This window comes from Caulobacter vibrioides, from assembly GCF_002858865.1.
GTDB lineage: Bacteria > Pseudomonadota > Alphaproteobacteria > Caulobacterales > Caulobacteraceae > Caulobacter > Caulobacter vibrioides.
Genome location: NZ_PJRR01000019.1, coordinates 567,244 through 584,655, shown reverse-complemented (window position 1 = coordinate 584,655; position 17,412 = coordinate 567,244). Strand labels below are relative to the sequence as shown.

General features: G+C 67.2%; 17 protein-coding genes, 1 tRNA gene and 2 pseudogenes. 14 read left to right on the top strand and 6 right to left on the bottom strand.

Annotated elements, in window-relative coordinates; translation table 11 throughout:
* From CVUC_RS20885 to lipB, 3 genes and pseudogenes are all read right to left on the bottom strand, one after another.
* Positions 1 to 145 (bottom strand): annotated as a pseudogene (locus CVUC_RS20885) (hypothetical protein); the annotation flags it as partial.
* Positions 146 to 198: 53 nt separating this feature from the next.
* Positions 199 to 303: pseudogene (locus CVUC_RS20880) on the bottom strand (hypothetical protein); the annotation flags it as partial.
* Between the two features lie 170 nt (positions 304 to 473).
* Positions 474 to 1,199, bottom strand: a complete 726-nt coding sequence (gene lipB / locus CVUC_RS17100; protein WP_096033555.1) for a lipoyl(octanoyl) transferase LipB — start codon at positions 1,197 to 1,199, stop codon at positions 474 to 476.
* Between the two features lie 12 nt (positions 1,200 to 1,211).
* Between lipB and CVUC_RS17095 the strand changes: the two genes are divergently transcribed.
* The 5 genes from CVUC_RS17095 (at position 1,212) to CVUC_RS17075 (ending at position 6,074) form a co-directional block, all read left to right on the top strand.
* The gene (locus CVUC_RS17095; RefSeq protein WP_010920036.1) at positions 1,212 to 1,523 is read left to right on the top strand and encodes a FliM/FliN family flagellar motor switch protein; all 312 of its coding nucleotides are present in this window, start codon (positions 1,212 to 1,214) and stop codon (positions 1,521 to 1,523) included.
* Between the two features lie 85 nt (positions 1,524 to 1,608).
* Positions 1,609 to 1,693 (top strand) — tRNA-Leu (locus CVUC_RS17090).
* A gap of 148 nt (positions 1,694 to 1,841) precedes the next feature.
* A complete protein-coding gene (mgtE, locus tag CVUC_RS17085; RefSeq protein WP_096033554.1) occupies positions 1,842 to 3,311 on the top strand; it encodes a magnesium transporter in 1,470 nt (489 codons plus the stop codon).
* A gap of 105 nt (positions 3,312 to 3,416) precedes the next feature.
* Positions 3,417 to 4,712 (top strand): lysozyme-family localization factor SpmX, encoded by a 1,296-nt coding sequence (spmX, locus tag CVUC_RS17080; RefSeq protein WP_096033553.1) that lies wholly within the window; start codon positions 3,417 to 3,419, stop codon positions 4,710 to 4,712.
* Positions 4,713 to 4,913: 201 nt separating this feature from the next.
* Positions 4,914 to 6,074: an isovaleryl-CoA dehydrogenase gene (locus CVUC_RS17075; RefSeq protein ID WP_012640425.1), complete on the top strand. Its 1,161-nt coding sequence runs from the start codon at positions 4,914 to 4,916 to the stop codon at positions 6,072 to 6,074.
* 108 nt (positions 6,075 to 6,182) lie between these two features.
* Here the strand turns inward: CVUC_RS17075 and CVUC_RS17070 are convergent, their stop codons facing one another.
* Together CVUC_RS17070 and CVUC_RS17065 are read right to left on the bottom strand one after the other, a co-directional pair.
* Positions 6,183 to 6,269: a hypothetical protein gene (locus tag CVUC_RS17070; protein WP_024265772.1), complete on the bottom strand. Its 87-nt coding sequence runs from the start codon at positions 6,267 to 6,269 to the stop codon at positions 6,183 to 6,185.
* Between the two features lie 55 nt (positions 6,270 to 6,324).
* Complete coding sequence (locus CVUC_RS17065; protein WP_164468143.1) at positions 6,325 to 8,100, bottom strand: patatin-like phospholipase family protein; 1,776 nt, start codon at positions 8,098 to 8,100, stop codon at positions 6,325 to 6,327.
* A 170-nt stretch (positions 8,101 to 8,270) separates the two neighbouring features.
* Here CVUC_RS17065 and CVUC_RS17060 point away from each other — a divergent pair, with 170 nt between their 5' ends.
* The 5 genes from CVUC_RS17060 (at position 8,271) to CVUC_RS17040 (ending at position 13,519) form a co-directional block, all read left to right on the top strand.
* Positions 8,271 to 9,863: a carboxyl transferase domain-containing protein gene (locus CVUC_RS17060; protein WP_096033551.1), complete on the top strand. Its 1,593-nt coding sequence runs from the start codon at positions 8,271 to 8,273 to the stop codon at positions 9,861 to 9,863.
* Between the two features lie 21 nt (positions 9,864 to 9,884).
* The gene (locus tag CVUC_RS17055) at positions 9,885 to 10,724 is read left to right on the top strand and encodes an enoyl-CoA hydratase-related protein (RefSeq protein ID WP_012640424.1); all 840 of its coding nucleotides are present in this window, start codon (positions 9,885 to 9,887) and stop codon (positions 10,722 to 10,724) included.
* A gap of 60 nt (positions 10,725 to 10,784) precedes the next feature.
* Positions 10,785 to 12,749, top strand: coding sequence for an acetyl/propionyl/methylcrotonyl-CoA carboxylase subunit alpha (locus CVUC_RS17050; RefSeq protein WP_096034783.1), 1,965 nt, complete (start codon positions 10,785 to 10,787; stop codon positions 12,747 to 12,749).
* Positions 12,750 to 12,956: 207 nt separating this feature from the next.
* Positions 12,957 to 13,355, top strand: coding sequence for a DUF1489 family protein (locus tag CVUC_RS17045; RefSeq protein WP_096033550.1), 399 nt, complete (start codon positions 12,957 to 12,959; stop codon positions 13,353 to 13,355).
* Positions 13,356 to 13,429: 74 nt separating this feature from the next.
* The gene (locus tag CVUC_RS17040; RefSeq protein WP_024265770.1) at positions 13,430 to 13,519 is read left to right on the top strand and encodes a hypothetical protein; all 90 of its coding nucleotides are present in this window, start codon (positions 13,430 to 13,432) and stop codon (positions 13,517 to 13,519) included.
* Position 13,520: 1 nt separating this feature from the next.
* On the opposite strand, the gene panC is transcribed toward CVUC_RS17040, so the two are convergent.
* On the bottom strand, positions 13,521 to 14,378 hold the full coding sequence (gene panC / locus CVUC_RS17035) for a pantoate--beta-alanine ligase (protein WP_096033549.1): 858 nt from the start codon (positions 14,376 to 14,378) through the stop codon (positions 13,521 to 13,523).
* A gap of 197 nt (positions 14,379 to 14,575) precedes the next feature.
* Between panC and mipZ the strand changes: the two genes are divergently transcribed.
* The 4 genes from mipZ to CVUC_RS17015 all read left to right on the top strand — a co-directional run bounded on the left by mipZ (position 14,576) and on the right by CVUC_RS17015 (position 17,316).
* On the top strand, positions 14,576 to 15,412 hold the full coding sequence (gene mipZ, locus CVUC_RS17030) for a division plane-positioning ATPase MipZ (RefSeq protein WP_096033548.1): 837 nt from the start codon (positions 14,576 to 14,578) through the stop codon (positions 15,410 to 15,412).
* 73 nt (positions 15,413 to 15,485) lie between these two features.
* On the top strand, positions 15,486 to 15,938 hold the full coding sequence (locus CVUC_RS17025) for a J domain-containing protein (protein WP_010920025.1): 453 nt from the start codon (positions 15,486 to 15,488) through the stop codon (positions 15,936 to 15,938).
* Positions 15,935 to 15,994 (top strand): hypothetical protein, encoded by a 60-nt coding sequence (locus CVUC_RS19950; protein ID WP_024265769.1) that lies wholly within the window; start codon positions 15,935 to 15,937, stop codon positions 15,992 to 15,994. Before CVUC_RS17025 ends, CVUC_RS19950 begins: the two co-directional genes overlap by 4 nt.
* A gap of 44 nt (positions 15,995 to 16,038) precedes the next feature.
* Entirely contained in the window at positions 16,039 to 17,316 is a 1,278-nt protein-coding gene (locus CVUC_RS17015) for a PLP-dependent aminotransferase family protein (protein WP_096033547.1), read from the top strand.
* Positions 17,317 to 17,412: the final 96 nt, after the last annotated feature.

Below are 17,412 nucleotides of genomic sequence, written 5' to 3'. Positions count from 1 at the left end.
TTCCACCTCGTCGCGAGGAAAGGGCGCATGGCCAGCGACCATTTGCGGCGGCGGGGGGCGGTCGAGCGGGGACAGGTTCGAGGGGGGTACTCGGACGGTCCGGGGATCTGGTTGCTGGCCAGACCCGCCCGCCGTCGGCGTGGTCGGGGGAAAGGGTTTCGTCCCTCTTCGATCGCCGGGCGCTGCCGGAAACGGAAGCGCCCGGGTCCCGGTAAGGCCTGAACAGGGCCACCTTCCCGGGACGCTGACGGATAACGGCTGCGCGGAGCGTCGGGCTTCGTCGAAACGGTATTCTTGTCTCACAATCCGGACGGATGTCCGGCGCTCCGCGTCCCTTTCCGAACCTTCAGCGAGTGATCGCGTGAGGTCGATGAAGCGCGCGCGCCAGTTCCTCCCCCGCGATGCGGGGGGGCATCCCCCCGACCCTTCCCCATCAAGGGGAAGGACGCAGTTTAGGCGGACATCAAATGCCCCTAAACCGGCGCCTCAGCGTCCTGGACCGCTCCGAACACCTTCGAAAAGCTCGACCGCAGCGCCGCGTCCGCATCATCCAGGGTTACCGGCAGGCCCAGATCCACCAGGCTGGTGACGCCGTGTTCGGTCTGGCCGCAGGGCACGATGCCCGAGAAGTGCGAGAGATCCGGCTCCACGTTCAGGCTGATCCCGTGGAAGCTGACCCAGCGGCGCAGCTTCACCCCGATGGCGGCGATCTTGTCCTCGCGGCTCCAGCCGGCGCCCTTGCGCTCGACCCAGACGCCGACACGCCCCTCACGCAGCTCGCCCGTGACGTTGAAGGCGTCCAGGGCGTCGATGATCCAGGCCTCCAGGGCGGCCACGAAGGCGCGGACGTCGCGGCCGCGCTGGGTCAGGTCCAGCATCACATAGGCCACGCGCTGGCCGGGGCCGTGATAGGTGAACTGACCGCCGCGCCCGCTCTCGAACACCGGAAAGCGGTCGGGCTGGATCAGGTCGCCGGCCTTGGCCGAGACCCCGGCCGTGTAGAGCGGGGGATGCTCCAAAAGCCAGATCAGCTCGCCGGCCGTTCCGTCGGCGATGGCCGCCGCCCGGGCCTCCATGGCGGCAACGGCTGCCGGGTAGGGGACGGGCTGGGTCGAAACCGCCCACCCCACGGGCGCGGCGTCATCGCGTCCCATGCGCGGAAGGCCAGTGTTTTCAGGGTTTAACGGGAGCGAAAGCATGCGGCCTTATTCTTGCAATCCTGGACGCCGCGACCAGTCAGGTCGTGCGTGTCAGTTCAAGGGTCTTACTTCGTGAGCCAGGTCAACGCCGTCAATGTCGAGATCTCGGTCCTCCTGGGTCGCTCGATCCTGCCTATGCAGCAGCTTCTGCGCATGGGCCGTGGCGCGGTGATTCCGCTGGACGCCAAGACCCATGACGAGGTCTGGATTCTGGCCAACAACCACCCGATCGCCCGCGGCGAAATCCAGATCAGCGACGACCGGATCGCTATCCAGGTGACCCGCGCGGCTGACGTCTACGACTACATGGCCGGCGGCAGCTGATCCGTCGCGGGCTTGAGTTCGACATTCTCGAACTTCCGGCTTCCCAAAGCCGATTCAGTTTGCTACCAGCCGCCCCTCACCACGAGCGGTCGTGGCGGAATTGGTAGACGCGCAGCGTTGAGGTCGCTGTGGGGCAACCCGTGGAAGTTCGAGTCTTCTCGACCGCACCAAGGTGAACAAGAGTAGGGCGCGCTTGGCGAAATCGGTTTCCGACTCGCTGGGGGCGCTCTAATCGTTTCTGGCCCTGACTTCGCCTCAGGGTCGCTTGATCGGACCAGCCCAACGAACCCACGCGCTCTGAGAGCTCAGGAGGCCCCCATGACCCGGGACACCGCCGAACTGAACGACGACGTGCTGGACAACATCCCGCTGGCCCATATCCCGCTTCCCAAGTCCGAGACGCCCGAGGAGCTGGAAGACCTCGCCCTCGGCGACGACTACGCGCTTAATCCCGAATATGTCGAGATGGTGATCGACGCCGCCGACCGCGGCGACGCCAAGCGCCTGCGCGAGCTGGTGGGGGCCCTGGACCCCGCCGACGTCGCCGACCTGATGGGCTTTCTGACGGCCGACTATCGCGAGGAAGTGATCCCGCTGCTCGACCCCGAAGCGCTGGGCGAGATCATTTCCGAGCTGGAGGACAACATCCGCGAGGAAGTGCTGGAGGCCACCCCGTCGGTGACCCTGGCCCGGGCCCTCGAGGAGCTGGACACCGACGACGCCGCCGACGTCATCGACGACCTGGACGACACCAAGCGCTTCCAGGTGCTGGCCGCCATGGGCGAGACCGACCGCGCCGCCATCGAGACGACCCTGTCCTACGAGGACGAGACCGCCGGCCGCCTGATGCAGCGCGAGTTCCTGGCTGCGCCGGAATTCTGGACCGTCGGCCAGACGATCGACCATGTCCGCGAGGCCGGCGACTCGCTGCCCGAGCTGTTCTTCGACGTCTATGTCGTCGACCCGACCTTCAAGCCTGTCGGGGCGATCCCGATCAGCATCCTGCTGCGCAGCCGTCGTCAGACGCCGCTGGCCGAGCTGATGGAGGCGGTCACCGAAATCCCGGTCGAGATGGACCAGGAAGAGGTCGCCTACATCTTCGACAAGTACCACCTGATCAGCGCCCCGGTGATCGAACCGGGCGGGCGGCTGGTGGGTCAGATCACTGTCGACGACATCGTCGAGGTTATCCGCGACGAGGCCGAGGAAGACATTCTGGCCCTGGCCGGTGTGTCGGACGCCGGCCGTGACGCCTCAGTGATCGAGATCGTCAAGTCGCGCCTGCCGTGGCTGATGCTGAACCTGGCGACCGCCACCCTGGCCGTCAGCGGCGTGGCCATCTTCCAGGCCGAGATCGCTCAATTGGTGGCCCTGGCCATCCTGATGCCGATCGTCTCGTCCCTGGGCGGCAACGCCGGCACCCAGACCCTGGCCGTGGCCGTGCGGGCTCTGGCCAGCAAGGAGCTGACCCCCGCCAACGCCCGCCGGATCGTGGCGCGCGAGCTCTTGGTGGGCCTGGTCAACGGGCTTTGCCTGGCGCTGGTGATGGGGGCGGCGACCTACATGTTCTTCGGGCCGTCGGATCAACACGACAAGCTGGCGATCATCGTCGGCGCGGCCCTGATCACCAACATCTTCACCGCGGCCTTGGGCGGCATCCTGATGCCCCTGGCGCTGGAGAAGATGGGCCGTGACCCGGCGGTGTCGTCCTCGATCTTCGTCACCTTCCTGACCGACTTCACCGGCTTCTTCGCGGTGCTGCTGATCGCCTCGCTGCTGCTGCACTGAGGTTTTCTCGCCGGCCACGACCCTCGCCAGGGGAAACTGGCGCCGACCTTGCGCCGGGACAGGCGAACGCATCCGCGTCTGTCTCAAACTGGGTCAATCTAGGCGATGAAACCGCGTCATCAGGTCTCCCGGGCCGCCGTCGATCTCATCAAGAGATTCGAAGGGTACCGTCAGAAGGCCGCGCAGCTCCCCGACGGGCGCTGGACGGTCGGCTATGGCCACACCCTGACCGCCCGCGAGGGCGCCTCTGTCTCGGAAAAGGACGCCGAGGCGCTGCTGCTCTATGATCTCATCTCGGTCGCCCATTCGGTGAACGAGCACACCTACACGCCGCTGAACCAGAACCAGTTCGACGCGTTGGTCTGCTTCGCCTTCAATATCGGCCTCGACAACTTCCTCCGCTCGGGCGTCCTGCGCCGGATCAACGAGGGCTCGCTCCTGCAAGCCGCGTGCGCGATGGAGATGTGGCGCAAGGCCGATTTCGAGGGCGAGCGCATCGTCATCGATGCGCTGGTTCGCCGCCGCTCCGCCGAGAAGACCCTGTTCCTCACGCCGGCCAACGGCGAATGGGTCCCCGCGCCCAGCCCCGTGCTGCGTCCCAAGGTCGACTATGACGCCAGCTGCGCGGTGCCCAAGCAGACGCCGGCCGCCGTCAACACCCGCACCGAAGGCGACCGTGTCATCGCCCAGCGCGAGGAAGGCCTGCCGCTGAACGTGGTCGTCCCGGAAGAGGACGCTCCGACCGCCACCGAGCAATCGGCCGCTGCGGTCGCCGCGCGCCTGGAAGCGATCTTGCCGGAAACGCCGTCGGCGCCCGCGTCGATGGCCAAGCCGGCGATGCGCCAGGATGATCTGGGCCTGCCCGAACCGCCGGCCCCGACGCAACCTGCCGCGATGGAGCCGGCGCCGGTGCTGTTCGAGGCCGAGCCGCAGCCCGCGCCGGTCGAACCGCCGCCGGCCGCTCCGGTCGAGTTCACGCCGTTCCGCCTGACGCCACAAGCTTCTGAACAGGCCGAGGCTCCGGTCGAGGCGCCGGCCCCGACGCGTCCCGCGCCGAGCGAGCCGACCCTGTTCGGCGCGCCGGCCACCGGCTCGTCGGTCTTTAATCTGGACGGCTTCTCGACCAGCGAGGACGCAACCGTCGGCGTGATGGACGTGCCGCTGGTGGAGCCGGAGCCGCCCCGCTTTGGCAACACCAGCCTGCTGATCAGCCTGGGCATCCTGGGTCTGGCCCTGTTCGGCGGCGGCGTCCTCTGGATCCTGACCGTCGCGGCGGGCTCGGATGGCCAGGTCAAGCTCTTCGGCTACGGCGCCAGCATGGTCGGCGCGATCTGCTTCGTGGTCTCGGCCTATCTGCTGCTGCGCCGTCTGGCGGGCCCCGATGTGAGCGACGAAGAGTAGGTTTCTTGCCTCGCCACCCCGAGGCATGAGCAAGAACGCCCGCTGGTCCCAGAGACTGGCGGGCGTTTTTTGCTATCGTGCGGCTGTTTTCTGGTGGAAATCGACCGAGATCGGATGCACACGCTCTCTCAGTGTTGAGCCAGAGCGTGACAAGCGCTGAAACCGCCCACATCTTCCGCTCGGGCGTTCGGGAAGGAAACCATGTCGATGACTTTCGCACCCTCGATGGACTTCGCGCTGGGCGAGACCGCTGACGCGATCCGTGAGACCACGGCCCGTTTCGCCGCCGACAAGATCGCACCGATCGCCGCCAAGATCGACGAGACCAACAGCTTCCCCCGCGAACTCTGGGTCCCGATGGGGGATCTGGGTCTGCATGGCATCACCGTCGAGGAAGAGTTCGGGGGGCTGGGTCTGGGCTATCTCGAACACGTCGTGGCGATGGAAGAGGTCAGCCGCGCCTCCGCCTCCGTGGGGCTCAGCTACGGCGCCCACTCCAATCTCTGCGTGAACCAGATCCGTCGGTGGGCTACGCCGGAGCAGAAGGCGCGCTATCTGCCCAAGCTGATCAGCGGCGAGCATGTGGGCTCCCTGGCGATGAGCGAAGCCGGCGCGGGCTCTGATGTCGTCTCGATGAAGCTGCGCGCCGAGCAGGTGGGCGACCGCTACATCCTCAACGGCACGAAGTTCTGGATCACCAACGCCCCGCACGCCGATACGCTGGTGGTCTACGCCAAGACCGGCGAGGGTAGCCGCGGCATCACCGCCTTCATCGTCGAGAAGGGCATGAAGGGTTTCAGCGTCTCTAAGAAGCTGGACAAGATGGGCATGCGCGGGTCGGACACCGCTGAGCTGGTGTTCGAGGACTGCGAGATTCCCGAAGAGAACGTCATGGGCCCGGTCGGCGGTGGCGTCGGGGTGCTGATGAGCGGCCTCGACTACGAGCGGGCCGTGCTGGCGGCCGGTCCGCTGGGCATCATGCAGGCTTGCCTCGATGTCGTGCTGCCCTACGTCCGCGACCGCAAGCAGTTCGGCCAGCCGATCGGCTCGTTCCAGCTGATGCAGGGCAAGATCGCCGACATGTACGTGGCCCTGAACTCGGCCCGGGCTTACGTCTACGCGGTGGCCAAGGCTTGTGACGCGGGCAAGACCACGCGCTTCGACGCCGCCGGCGCGATCCTGATGGCGTCGGAAAACGCCGTGAAGGTGTCGCTGGAGGCGATCCAGGCCCTCGGTGGCGCTGGCTATACCAAGGAGTGGCCGGTCGAGCGCCTGCTGCGCGACGCCAAGCTCTATGACATCGGCGCCGGCACCAACGAGATCCGCCGCTTCCTGATCGGACGCGAGCTGATCGGCGGCTGATCCTGGGCTGCGCGACATCAAAAGGGCCGCCCCGATCGCTCGGGGCGGCCCTCCATCGTCGTAGCCGCTCTCGCAGCCAGTGACTCGAAACCCTTGGCGCTCAACGCCTTAGGCGGAGACCTCGCTCTTCGGGCTCCAGGTCACGACTTGCGACCGCGGTTGGAGACAATGAGACACTGGACCACCTCCTTTCAGTTGTTGAACAACACGGGAAGGATATTGGACCGGTTTTCGCGAAAGGAAAGGGTCGTTATCGCGACCAAGCGGGACTAAACGCCGCGCGTCGCTCGGCCAGGCTGGGCCGCTTGCGAAGATCGGTGATGGGGCGATGCACTCCGTCGAGGGCGAAGCCGGCGGCGACGTAGCCGGCCTTCACGGCGGGTTCGAAGGCGCGCCAGTCACGGATATCGATGCCTTCCAGCTTCGGGGTGATCAGAACGTCGGTCGCCTCGCGAGCGGCGGCCAGATCGCGCCCGGTCGTGACGGTCGCAGCACGCATCAGCAAGGCCACGATCGGCGGGCCCTTGCGCCATTCGCCGGAGAGAATCCAGTTCCACAGGGATGGGGGCGTGACGGTGTCAGCGCTGGTGATGCTGCGGCCACGGGTGACGTCGACCCCGACGATCGGTCCAAGCTGGAAGGACCGCATCACGTCCGCTGGAAAGTTCTTCATGACCGCGCCGTCCACCAGCACCTGACCCTTATCGGTGGCCGGCGGCAGAACGCCGGGCAGCGAGATCGACGCCCGCAGAGCCGTCTGCAGGTCTCCGGTGCGGTGAAGCTGATACGAGCCGGAGGTCAGGTTCGACGACACGCAGAAGAACGGCAGCCACAGATCACTGATGTCGACCGAGCCGAAGTGCTCCTCCAGTCGGGTTCTGACCTTTTCACCGCGTGTCATGGCGATCATGGGGAAGGCGATATCGTCCAGCGGACTGGTGTCGACGAAGGCCTTCTGGATGCGGGCTTCCAGTTCGCCGTCATCCCAGCCCATCGCGATCCCCGCCGCGATGATGGCGCCCATCGAAGCGCCCCCGACGAAGTCGATCGGGATGCCGCGTTCGCGCATGGCCTGGATCGCGCCGATATGGGCGTAGGCGCGGGCGCCGCCGCCTGAAAGGACAAGACCGACCGATTGTCCGGTGAGCACGCGAGCGAGCCGCTGCAGGTCGGCGACGCCGTTCTCGCGCAAATGGAACAGTCGCGCGGCCTGGGTGGCGGCCATCCAGGCCGCCGAGCCTGAAGGACGATCCAGATTGGCGGACTGCAGCAGAATGAGGTCCACTAGCCGCTGCGCCTGCAGGGGGCCCGAAGCGTAGGAGGGGATCGTCGTCGGCGGCGTACGATCGCCGCGGCCGACGCGGAACAGGTGGTCGACCTGGCGGCCGACGACGTGCTTCCAGGCGGTTTCGTCCGCTTCGGCGACATAGAGCACAAAGTCGTGCTCGCGTTCGACGTTGCTGAACCACTCGGTCGGCGCCAGCTGCGACTCGGCGCCCTCTACGGTGACCGAGTAGCCCAGACTCTCGATACAGCGACCCAGACGTTCGACGACAGGCCGGATCGCCGCGCCCGGCTCGACCGCGATGAAGCCGAAGACTGACGGATCGCCGATCGCCGCGTGGGTCTGGGCCTGCCTGGTCCGTCGGATCATCAGTCGCGACAGCTCAATCATGACGGTCGGGTCTTCCTCGGCGGCCTCGAAGAAGTCATCACGAGGGAGCGCCAGCACCTCACTGTCGCGCAGCGAGACCATGTTGGCCGAATGCGCCGTGCCGCCGACCAGAGCCATCTCGCCGGCCGGTTCGCCCGGGCGGATCACGCCCAGGAATTGAGGTTCCTGGCCCTCTTCGCGGCGGAAGGCGCCCAGGCGTCCGGTCTTCAGAAAGTAGAGATGGTTGGCTGCTTCGCCGGCCTCGAACAGCGTCGCTCCACCGGGCAGGGAAAACCAGGCCGCCGCCCCGGTTCGCCCTGCGCGGGCGAAGAGGCGCGCCAGGGCCGAGTCGTCGGGCAGGGGCGTTTCCACGGCGCGGACGCTAACCCGAACCGGCAGGCTTGACCACAAGGGCTCGTTCAGGCGCAACTGTTGATCGCGGAAGCGAAATGGTCGAGAACGGTTTTGGCTCTGAATCTTTGGGTTCGGGGTCCAAAAAACTCCGACTTCCGGGGCAGGGTGGAAAAGGCTAAGCGTCGGTCATGCCGAAGTTGAACTCCGTTATCGACGCGTCGAGCGACGCCTTCGCCAAGAACGCCGCCCACAATCGGGCGCTTGTGGACGAGTTGCGCGCCAAGGTGGCGCAAGCAGCCCTGGGCGGACCGGAAAGCGCCCGTGAGCGGCATACTGCGCGCGGCAAGCTGCTGCCCCGCGAGCGGGTCGAACGGCTGCTGGATCCGGGTTCGCCGTTCCTGGAGATCGGCCAACTTGCGGCCTGTGACCTCTACAATGGTGAGGCGCCCGGCGCGGGCATGATCTGCGGCGTGGGCCGCGTGTCGGGCCGCGAGGTGATGATCGTCGCCAACGATCCCACGGTGAAGGGCGGCGCCTACTTTCCGATGACGGTGAAGAAGCACCTTCGCGCCCAGGAAATCGCCGCGCAGAACCGTCTGCCCTGCGTCTACTTGGTCGACAGCGGCGGCGCGAACCTGCCGCATCAGGCCGAGGTGTTTCCCGATCGCGACCACTTCGGCCGCATCTTCTTCAATCAGGCGCGGATGAGCGCGGCCAGCATTCCGCAGATCGCCTGCGTCATGGGCTCGTGCACCGCCGGCGGCGCCTACGTGCCGGCGATGAGCGACGAGACCGTCATCGTCCGCAACCAAGGCACCATCTTCCTGGCCGGCCCGCCGCTGGTGAAGGCCGCCACCGGCGAGGTCATCTCGGCCGAGGAACTGGGCGGCGCCGAGACCCACGGCCGCCGCTCTGGCGTGGTCGACCATGTCGCCGAGAACGACGAGCACGCGCTGGAGATTGTCCGCTCCATCGTCGCCAACCTCAACACGACCAAGCCGGACCAGCTGGTGCTCGCCGACCCCGAGCCGCCGGCCTATGACCCCGAAGAGCTCTACGGGATCGTTCCGACCGATGTCCGGGCGCCTTACGATGTCCGCGAGGTTATCGCGCGCATTGTCGATGGCAGCCAGTTCGACGAGTTCAAGGCGCTGTACGGTACGACGCTGGTTTGCGGCTTCGCCCGGATCTGGGGGCAGCCGGTGGCGATCCTGGCCAATAACGGCGTGCTGTTCAGCGAGAGCGCGCTGAAGGGCGCGCACTTCATAGAATTGGCCTGCAAGCGCAAGATTCCGCTGATCTTTTTGCAGAACATCTCGGGCTTCATGGTCGGCGGCAAGTACGAGGCCGGCGGCATCGCCAAGGACGGCGCCAAGCTGGTGACAGCTGTGGCTTCTGCTGAGGTGCCGAAGTTCACCGTCCTGATCGGCGGCAGCTTCGGGGCCGGCAACTACGGCATGTGCGGTCGTGCCTACAGCCCGCGCTTTCTGTTCACCTGGCCCAACAGCCGCATCTCGGTGATGGGCGGCGAGCAGGCCGCCAGCGTGCTGGCCACCGTCCACCGCGACGCCGCCAAGTGGTCGCCCGAGGAGGCCGAAGCCTTCAAGGCACCGATCCGCCAGCGCTATGAGGACGAGGGAAATCCTTATCATGCGACGGCGCGGCTCTGGGATGACGGCATCATTGATCCGGCGCAAACCCGCGACGTGCTGGGTCTCGCAATCTCGGCGTCGCTGAATGCGCCGATCCCAGAGACCACCTTCGGCGTTTTCCGGATGTAGATTCCAGGAAGGACCTTCCCCATGACCAACCCGATCGCCGATCCCATCGTCGAGGTTCCCGACACTGACGCGATGAGCCCGCTGGTCCACATGGACAGCACGCCGGAAGGCGCGGTCACCGTGTGGATCAACCGGCCCGACAAGAAGAACGCCTTCGACGCCGCCACCATCGCGGCGCTGCGTCAGACCTTCGAGACCCTGCACGGCGCCGAGGGCGTGCGGATCGTGTTCCTGCGCGGCGTCGGCGGCGCCTTCAGCGCGGGCGCGGACCTGTCCTGGATGGCCTCGGCGGTCGAATGGGACGAGGACGACAACCGTCAGGACGCGCTGGAACTGGCGCACATGCTCAAGGCCCTGCACGATATTCCGGCCCTGACCGTAGCGCTCGTCGAAGGCCCAGCCTTCGGCGGCGGCGCGGGTCTGGTGGCGGCCTGTGACCACGCGCTGGCCCTGGTCGACGCCAAGTTCGCCTTCTCCGAGGTGAAGCTGGGCCTGACCCCGGCGACGATCAGCCCCTACGTCATTCAGGCTCTGGGCCCGCGCACCGCCAAGCTGCTGTTCGCCACCGGCCGGGTCTTCGACGCCGACGACGCCTGGGGCTTTGGTCTGGTCGACGAGGTGTTCGAAGACGTCGCCAGCCTGGAAGGCGCGCGTGACGCCCTGATCGCCGAGATGGCCCCTTGCGCTCCAGGCGCGATCGGCGACGCCAAGGCCCTGGTCAACGACTTCGTGGGTCAAAAACTGGACAAGGGGCTGATCGACGAGAGCGCCCGCCGCATCGCGCGTCGCCGTGTGTCGCCCGAGGGGCAGGAAGGCGTTCGGGCTTTCCTGGCGCGTCGCAAGCCGTCCTGGGTCGAATAGAGTTTGTGTCCGGAGCCTGGCTCCGTCGGTCTTCGCGCTTTCGCTAGATTGGGTTTCCCGTTGCTCTCCTCCGTCCTGATCGCCAATCGCGGCGAGATCGCCCGTCGCATCATCCGCACCGCTCGCGAGCTGGGCGTGCGGACGATCGCCGTCTATTCCGAGGCGGACGCCAATGCGCCGTTCGTCATGGAGGCCGACGCCGCGATCCTGATCGGTCCGGCGCCGGCCAAGGAGAGCTATCTGGACCCGCGCAAGATCCTGGCGGCGGCCAGGCAGATGGGCGCCGAGGCGATCCATCCGGGCTATGGCTTCCTGTCCGAGAACGCCGAGTTCGCGCAGAGCGTGATCGATGCGGGCCTAGTCTGGATCGGCCCGCCGCCCTCGGCGATCCGGGCCATGGGCCTGAAGGACGCCGCCAAGGCGGTGATGATCAAGGCCGGCGTGCCCACTACGCCCGGTTATCTGGGCGAGGATCAGTCGGTCGAACGGCTCACGGTCGAGGCGGCCAAGATCGGCTATCCGGTGCTGATCAAGGCCGTGGCCGGCGGTGGCGGCAAGGGCATGCGCAAGGTCGAGCGCGCGGAGGATTTCGAGGCGGCGCTCGGCTCGTGCCGTCGCGAAGCCTCGGCCGCGTTCGGCGATGATCGCGTGCTGCTGGAAAAATACGTCACCCGGCCGCGCCACATCGAGGTGCAGGTGTTCGGCGACAGCCACGGCAATGTCGTCCACCTGTTTGAGCGCGACTGCTCGCTGCAGCGTCGCCACCAGAAGGTCATCGAGGAAGCGCCCGCGCCCGGCATGGACGAGGCGACCCGTGAGGCCGTCTGCGCGGCGGCGGTCAAGGCCGCCCAGGCCGTGAACTATGTCGGCGCCGGTACGGTCGAGTTCATCGCTGACGCGAGCGAGGGCCTGCGCGCCGACCGGATCTGGTTCATGGAGATGAACACCCGCCTGCAGGTCGAGCACCCGGTCACCGAAATGGTCACCGGCCAGGACCTCGTCGAGTGGCAGCTGCGGGTGGCATCGGGCGAGCCGCTGCCGCTGGAGCAGGACGAGATCACCCTGGACGGCTGGGCCATGGAGGCGCGGCTCTACGCCGAGAACCCGGCCACCGGCTTCCTGCCGTCGACCGGCAAGCTCAAGCACTTCCGCCTGCCCGAAGGCGATGTTCGCGTCGACAGCGCGGTCGAGGAAGGCGGCGAGGTCACGCCCTTCTACGACCCCATGATCGCCAAGCTGATCGCCCATGGCGCCGACCGCGAGGACGCCGCCCAGCGCCTGGCCGAGGCCTGCGCCTTGGTCGAGGTCTGGCCAGTCAAGACCAACGCCGCCTTCCTGGCCAAGTGCGCCAGTCATCCGGACTTCGTCGACGGCGCCGTCGATACGGGCTTTATCGAGGCCCGCCTTGATGAGCTGACCGAGCGGGTCTTCAGCGACGAGCCGGCCATGGCCGCGATCGGCTGGCGGCTGGACAGCTTCCTCGAAGCAGAAGCCCGCCGCGATCCGTGGGAGGGCGCGCCGTCCAAGCTGCTCGGTTTCCGCATGAACGCGCCGCGCGCGTCGATGCATCTGCCGATGTCGACCGACGGCAAGGCCACGCCGCTGCGTGTGGCGCTGATCGGCGGCGGAACCGAGGACTGGTCCTGGGATATCCGCCACGCCGACGGCCGGGCGTTTGATGAGGTCACCCGCCTGCCGACCACCTATGGCAAGGGTCCGATCCAGGTGTTCGAGGGCGGCGACGTCCAGGAGTTCGACTTCGTGGCCAAGATCGGCGGGGCGGGCGAGGGCGGCGCTTCGGACGGCGCCATCCTGTCGCCGATGCCGGGCAAGATCGTCTCGGTCGCGGTCTCGGCTGGTCAGACGGTGAGCAAGGGCCAAACCCTGCTGACCCTTGAGGCGATGAAAATGGAGCACGCCATGGCCGCGCCGTTCGACGGCGTGGTGGCTGAACTGTCGGCGGTGGCCGGCGGCCAGGTCAGCGAGGGCGTGGTGCTGGCCCGTCTGGAACCGGCTGTGGCCTGAACCCCATCGCCAAAACGAGACCGCCGCTGCGGACATCCCCCCACAAGGCGTCCGTAACGGCGGCATGGGGTCTCTTGGACCCTCCCGCGCCCCCACATGAACGCGATTGGGTCTAAGGGATAACGCTGTCATGCGGACGTCGACAGGTTTCTCCCGTCGGGCGAACCGAAATGTTGCCTTGCCCCGTTCGCGCGCTATCTACGCCCCATGGCGCTGCACATCATCAAGCTGGTCGTCGGCTGCGACACCATCGACGACCTCCTGGCCTGGCATAAAACCGGTGAACCCTGGATCATGCACACCCGCATGACGCCCAAGCGCATCGACGAGGTGTTGGATGGCGGCTCGCTGTATCGGGTGTTCAAGGGGCAGGTGCTGTGCCGTCAGAAGATCCTGGCGATCGACACCGTCGGTTCCGGCGCCGCCTCGCGCTGCGAGATCACCGTGGATCCGCCGATCATCCGCGTGGCGCCGCAGCCCCGCCGGGCGTTCCAGGGCTGGCGTTATCTCAAGCCCGAGGACGCGCCACCCGACCTGACCGAGGCCGAATCCGCCGATCTGCCCGCCGACCTCGCGCGACAGCTCCGCGAACTGGGCGCCTGGTAACCGAGGCGGGCGTGTTAGGGGAATGGCAACTAGCGCGGGTGTTTCCTCTCCGACGAGGGACAGGAGGGGTCACCATGAAAGCCGGCTATGCCGCCTTGGGCGTGGGGATGTTGTTCGTTGGACTAGTCGGCGGTCTGCTGCTGGCGCTGCGTCCGATCGGATAGGTCAACCGACCGCCATGTTGTCGATCAGCCGGGTCTTGCCCAGCCACGCGGCGACCAGGATTCGGCCGGACGCCTCGCCGATGGGGCCGGGGCCCAACCGCGTTAGATCGCTCGCCTCGCGCACTTCCACATAGTCGACCTGACCAAAGCCCGCAGCCTGCAAGGCTGCGACCGCCGAACGCTCGGCGTCTTCGATAGCCCCCCCCTGGGCGACGGCCGCAGCCGCAGCCTTCATCGCCGTTGGCAGGGCCACGGCGGCGGCGCGTTCCTCCGCCGACAGATAGGCGTTGCGCGAGGAGAGAGCGAGGCCGTCCTCGGCTCGGGCGGTCGGCGCGCCGATGATCTCGACGGGGATGTCCAGATCGCGCGCCATGCGACGAACGACCTGAAGCTGCTGGTAGTCCTTCTCGCCGAACACCGCGACATCGGCCTGCGACTGGATGAATAGCTTGGCGACCACGGTGGCCACGCCGCCGAAGAACTGCGGGCGCGCCGCGCCCTCTAGCGGTTCAGACACGCCCGACACGCTGACCAGCGTCGAGAAGCCCGGCGCGTACATCTCGGTCGCATTCGGCGCGAACAGCAGGTCGCAACCGACTAAGGCCAGCTTCTCGGCGTCGGCCGCCTCGCCGCGCGGATAGGCGTCGAAGTCCTCGTGCGGGGCGAACTGCTTGGGATTGACGAAGACCGTGGTGATGACGCGCTGGGCATGCTGCTGGGCCAGACGCACCAGAGACAGGTGGCCCTCGTGCAGGGCGCCCATGGTCGGGACGACCGCCACGCGCTGCCCGGCCGCCTTCCAGGCGCGCACATGCTCGCGCATCTCGGCGACAGTGCGAACGATGATCGGGCTGGTCATTCGGGGCCTCCACGCAAACTGGCGAGCGCTTATGGCCTTAGAGATGGGGAAGGTCCACCGTCCCCCAACGGGAACGCGTCCACAGCCTGCGACAATAAGGTCTGTGGATTGAGGCCCTTAGCCCCCTCGGGGGTGGGAAACATCGTGTTAACCTTCGATTAAGAGTCGCTGAGTCGCGACGCAGAAGGATCCGAGCCATGGCCGAAACGCGCGTTATCGTCGTCGGCAACGAGAAGGGCGGCGCTGGCAAGTCGACCATCGCCGTGCACCTCGTCACCGCGTTGCTGTACGGCGGCGCCAAGGTCGCTGTCATCGACCTGGACCTGCGCCAGCGCACCTCGGCGCGGTTCTTCGAGAACCGCCGCGCGTGGCTGGATAACAAGAAGATCGAGCTGCCTGAGCCGCTGGCCTTGAACCTCAGCGACAACGACGTCGCCCTGGCTGAAAGGCCGGAGGAGGAGCAGGTGGCCGGTTTCGAAGCCGCCTTCGCCCGGGCGCTGGCCGAATGCGACTTCATCCTGATCGACACCCCCGGCGGCGACAGCGCCATCACCCGCATGGCCCACGGCCGTGCGGACCTGGTGGTGACGCCGATGAACGACAGCTTCGTCGACTTCGACATGCTGGGCACCGTTGATCCCGTCACCCTGGAGCTGACCAAGCCCAGCCTCTATTCGCTGACCGTCTGGGAAGGTCGCAAGCAGCGCGCCCTGTCGGGCCAGCGCCAGGCCATGGACTGGGTGGTGCTGCGCAACCGCCTGGCCACCACCGAGGCGCGGAACCGCAAGCGTCTGGAGGACCGCCTCAACGCTTTGGCCAAGCGCGTCGGCTTCCGGATCGGGCCCGGCCTGCGCGACCGCGTGATCTATCGCGAGCTGTTCCCCTTCGGCCTGACCATCGCCGACCTGTCGCCGCAGGTGCGCCCGGTCCCGGTGTCGCTGCAGCATCTGGCGGCGCGTCAGGAACTGCGTGCTCTGATGCACAGCCTGGGTCTGTCGGCCTATTCCGGCGAGACGATGCTGGCGGCGCAGTAAGCGCGCGGCTACAAATCTAAGCGAGCGGGCGGCCGGGGCGACCTCGCCGCCCGTTTTCGTTTCTGGAGCGCCGATGATCTATCTGCTGCTGGGCGCGGTGATTATCACCTTCCTGCTCTGGCCGCGTGGCCGGGCGCTGTTGAAGGGCGATGGCTGGCGCGTCGGGGCCGGGGCGGCGGCGATCGCCGCTTTCGCGGTGGCCGCCTACGCCACGATCCGCGGCGCGTGGGGCACGGGCATCGTCCTTGGCGTGATCGGCCTGTGGAGCGTCACCGAGGCGCGGCGGCGGCCGATCGTCCGCCGCGAGGTGGTGCATCCGCCGAAGCCCGAGCTGAGTCTTTCCGAAGCCCGTGCGATCCTGGGCGTGGGTCCCGAGGCGAGCCTCGCGGAGGTCAAGGCGGCCTATAACCGACTGATCCAGATGGCGCATCCCGACAAGGGCGGCACCGAGGGGCTGGCCGCGCAGCTGAATGCGGCGCGGGATCGTTTGATCAAGCCGCGCGGCTCAGCTAGGGTCGAGCCATGATCAATCGTGAACGCTTCTGGCGCCGCCGCTCGTCGGGCCAAACCTGCTCGGTATGACGCCCTGAACCCGGTTCAGGATGAGCCATGACGCTTGGCTCCCGATGTCATCTTCAGTTCGGACTTTGATCACCCCTATGACGACCCAGACTTCAGAGCGCGCCCAGGACTGGGCCGGCCGCTTCAGCGAACGCATGAGCCGCGTCCGCGCCAGCGAGATCCGCGAGCTTCTCAAGCTGCTCGACCAGCCCGACATCCTGTCGTTCGCCGGCGGCATTCCTGATCCGGGCCTCTTCCCCGCGCAGGAGATCCAGAAGGGCTATGACGCTATTCTCGCCGATCCCATCCTGTCGCGTCAGGCGCTGCAGTACTCGGTGAGCGAGGGCTACCTGCCGCTGCGCCAGTGGATCGCCGAACGCATGACCCGCGACGGCATGCCGTGCGGTCCCGACAACATCATGCTGACCGCCGGCTCGCAGCAGGCGCTCGACCTGATCGGCAAGCTGTTCCTGACCAAGGGCGACACGGTGATGGTCGCGCGTCCGACCTATCTGGGCGCGCTGCAGGCCTTCAACGGCTATGAGCCGGCCTATCTGGACCTGCCGGAGACGGCGCTGAGCCAGGGCGTGGACGAGGCGGCCCTGATGGCCGGACGCGCGCCGAGGCCGCTGGGCTATTTCGTGCCCGACTTCGCCAATCCCACGGGCGTCAGCCTGACCCTGGCCGAGCGCGAGGCGCTGTTGGCCATGGCCGATCGTCTGGATATGACCCTCGTCGAAGACGCGGCCTATCGCGAGTTGCGGTTCGCCGGCGAGGCGACGCCGACGGTGCTGGGCCTGGACATCACGCGCTCGGGCGGGATCGACAATGCCCGGACGCTGTTCCTGGGCACCTTGTCCAAAACCCTCTCGCCGGCCTTGCGGATCGGCTGGGTCTGCGGGCCCAAGGCCGTGATTGAGAAGCTGGTGCTGCTCAAGCAGGGCGCTGACCTGCACGTCTCGACGATTAACCAGATGGTCGCCCATCGCGCGGTGACCGAGGGCTATGACCAACACCTGCACCGCCTGCGCGGCGCCTATGGGGCCAAGGCGCGCGTGATGCTGGCGGCGCTGGAGCGGACCATGCCCAAGGGCGTGACCTGGTCGCATCCCGAAGGAGGCATGTTCGTCTGGATCGACCTCCCGGAGGGGATCGACGGCGCGGCTCTGCTGGCGCGGGCTATCGAAGAAGAGCGCGTGGCCTTCGTGCCCGGCGCGCCGTTCTTCGCCGAGAACCAAACCCCGAACGCGATCCGCCTCAGCTACTCGCTACCGACCGACGCGCAGATCGAGGAGGGCGTGCAGCGCCTGGCGCGGCTGATCGGGAAGGCGATCAACGCCTAGAGCTATCGCGAAACTTGGCCGTGAATACGAAAGAGCGCCGGAGCAAAGCCGCCGGCGCTCTTGGTTCGTCTGGCCTCGGCGTTCGCCGGGGAAATC

Bases quoted from the DNA above. Each gene is read 5' to 3' on its own strand.
- CVUC_RS17045 (WP_096033550.1), top strand. From the start codon at position 12,957: ATGGCGCTGCACATCATCAAGCTGGTCGTCGGCTGCGACACCATCGAC.
- CVUC_RS17015 (WP_096033547.1), top strand. From the start codon at position 16,039: ATGTCATCTTCAGTTCGGACTTTGATCACCCCTATGACGACCCAGACT.
- CVUC_RS17075 (WP_012640425.1), top strand. From the start codon at position 4,914: ATGTCGATGACTTTCGCACCCTCGATGGACTTCGCGCTGGGCGAGACC.
- CVUC_RS17055 (WP_012640424.1), top strand. From the start codon at position 9,885: ATGACCAACCCGATCGCCGATCCCATCGTCGAGGTTCCCGACACTGAC.
- lipB (WP_096033555.1), bottom strand. From the start codon at position 1,199: ATGCTTTCGCTCCCGTTAAACCCTGAAAACACTGGCCTTCCGCGCATG.
- spmX (WP_096033553.1), top strand. From the start codon at position 3,417: ATGAAACCGCGTCATCAGGTCTCCCGGGCCGCCGTCGATCTCATCAAG.
- CVUC_RS17025 (WP_010920025.1), top strand. From the start codon at position 15,486: ATGATCTATCTGCTGCTGGGCGCGGTGATTATCACCTTCCTGCTCTGG.
- mipZ (WP_096033548.1), top strand. From the start codon at position 14,576: ATGGCCGAAACGCGCGTTATCGTCGTCGGCAACGAGAAGGGCGGCGCT.
- panC (WP_096033549.1), bottom strand. From the start codon at position 14,378: ATGACCAGCCCGATCATCGTTCGCACTGTCGCCGAGATGCGCGAGCAT.
- mgtE (WP_096033554.1), top strand. From the start codon at position 1,842: ATGACCCGGGACACCGCCGAACTGAACGACGACGTGCTGGACAACATC.
- CVUC_RS17060 (WP_096033551.1), top strand. From the start codon at position 8,271: ATGCCGAAGTTGAACTCCGTTATCGACGCGTCGAGCGACGCCTTCGCC.
- CVUC_RS17040 (WP_024265770.1), top strand. From the start codon at position 13,430: ATGAAAGCCGGCTATGCCGCCTTGGGCGTGGGGATGTTGTTCGTTGGA.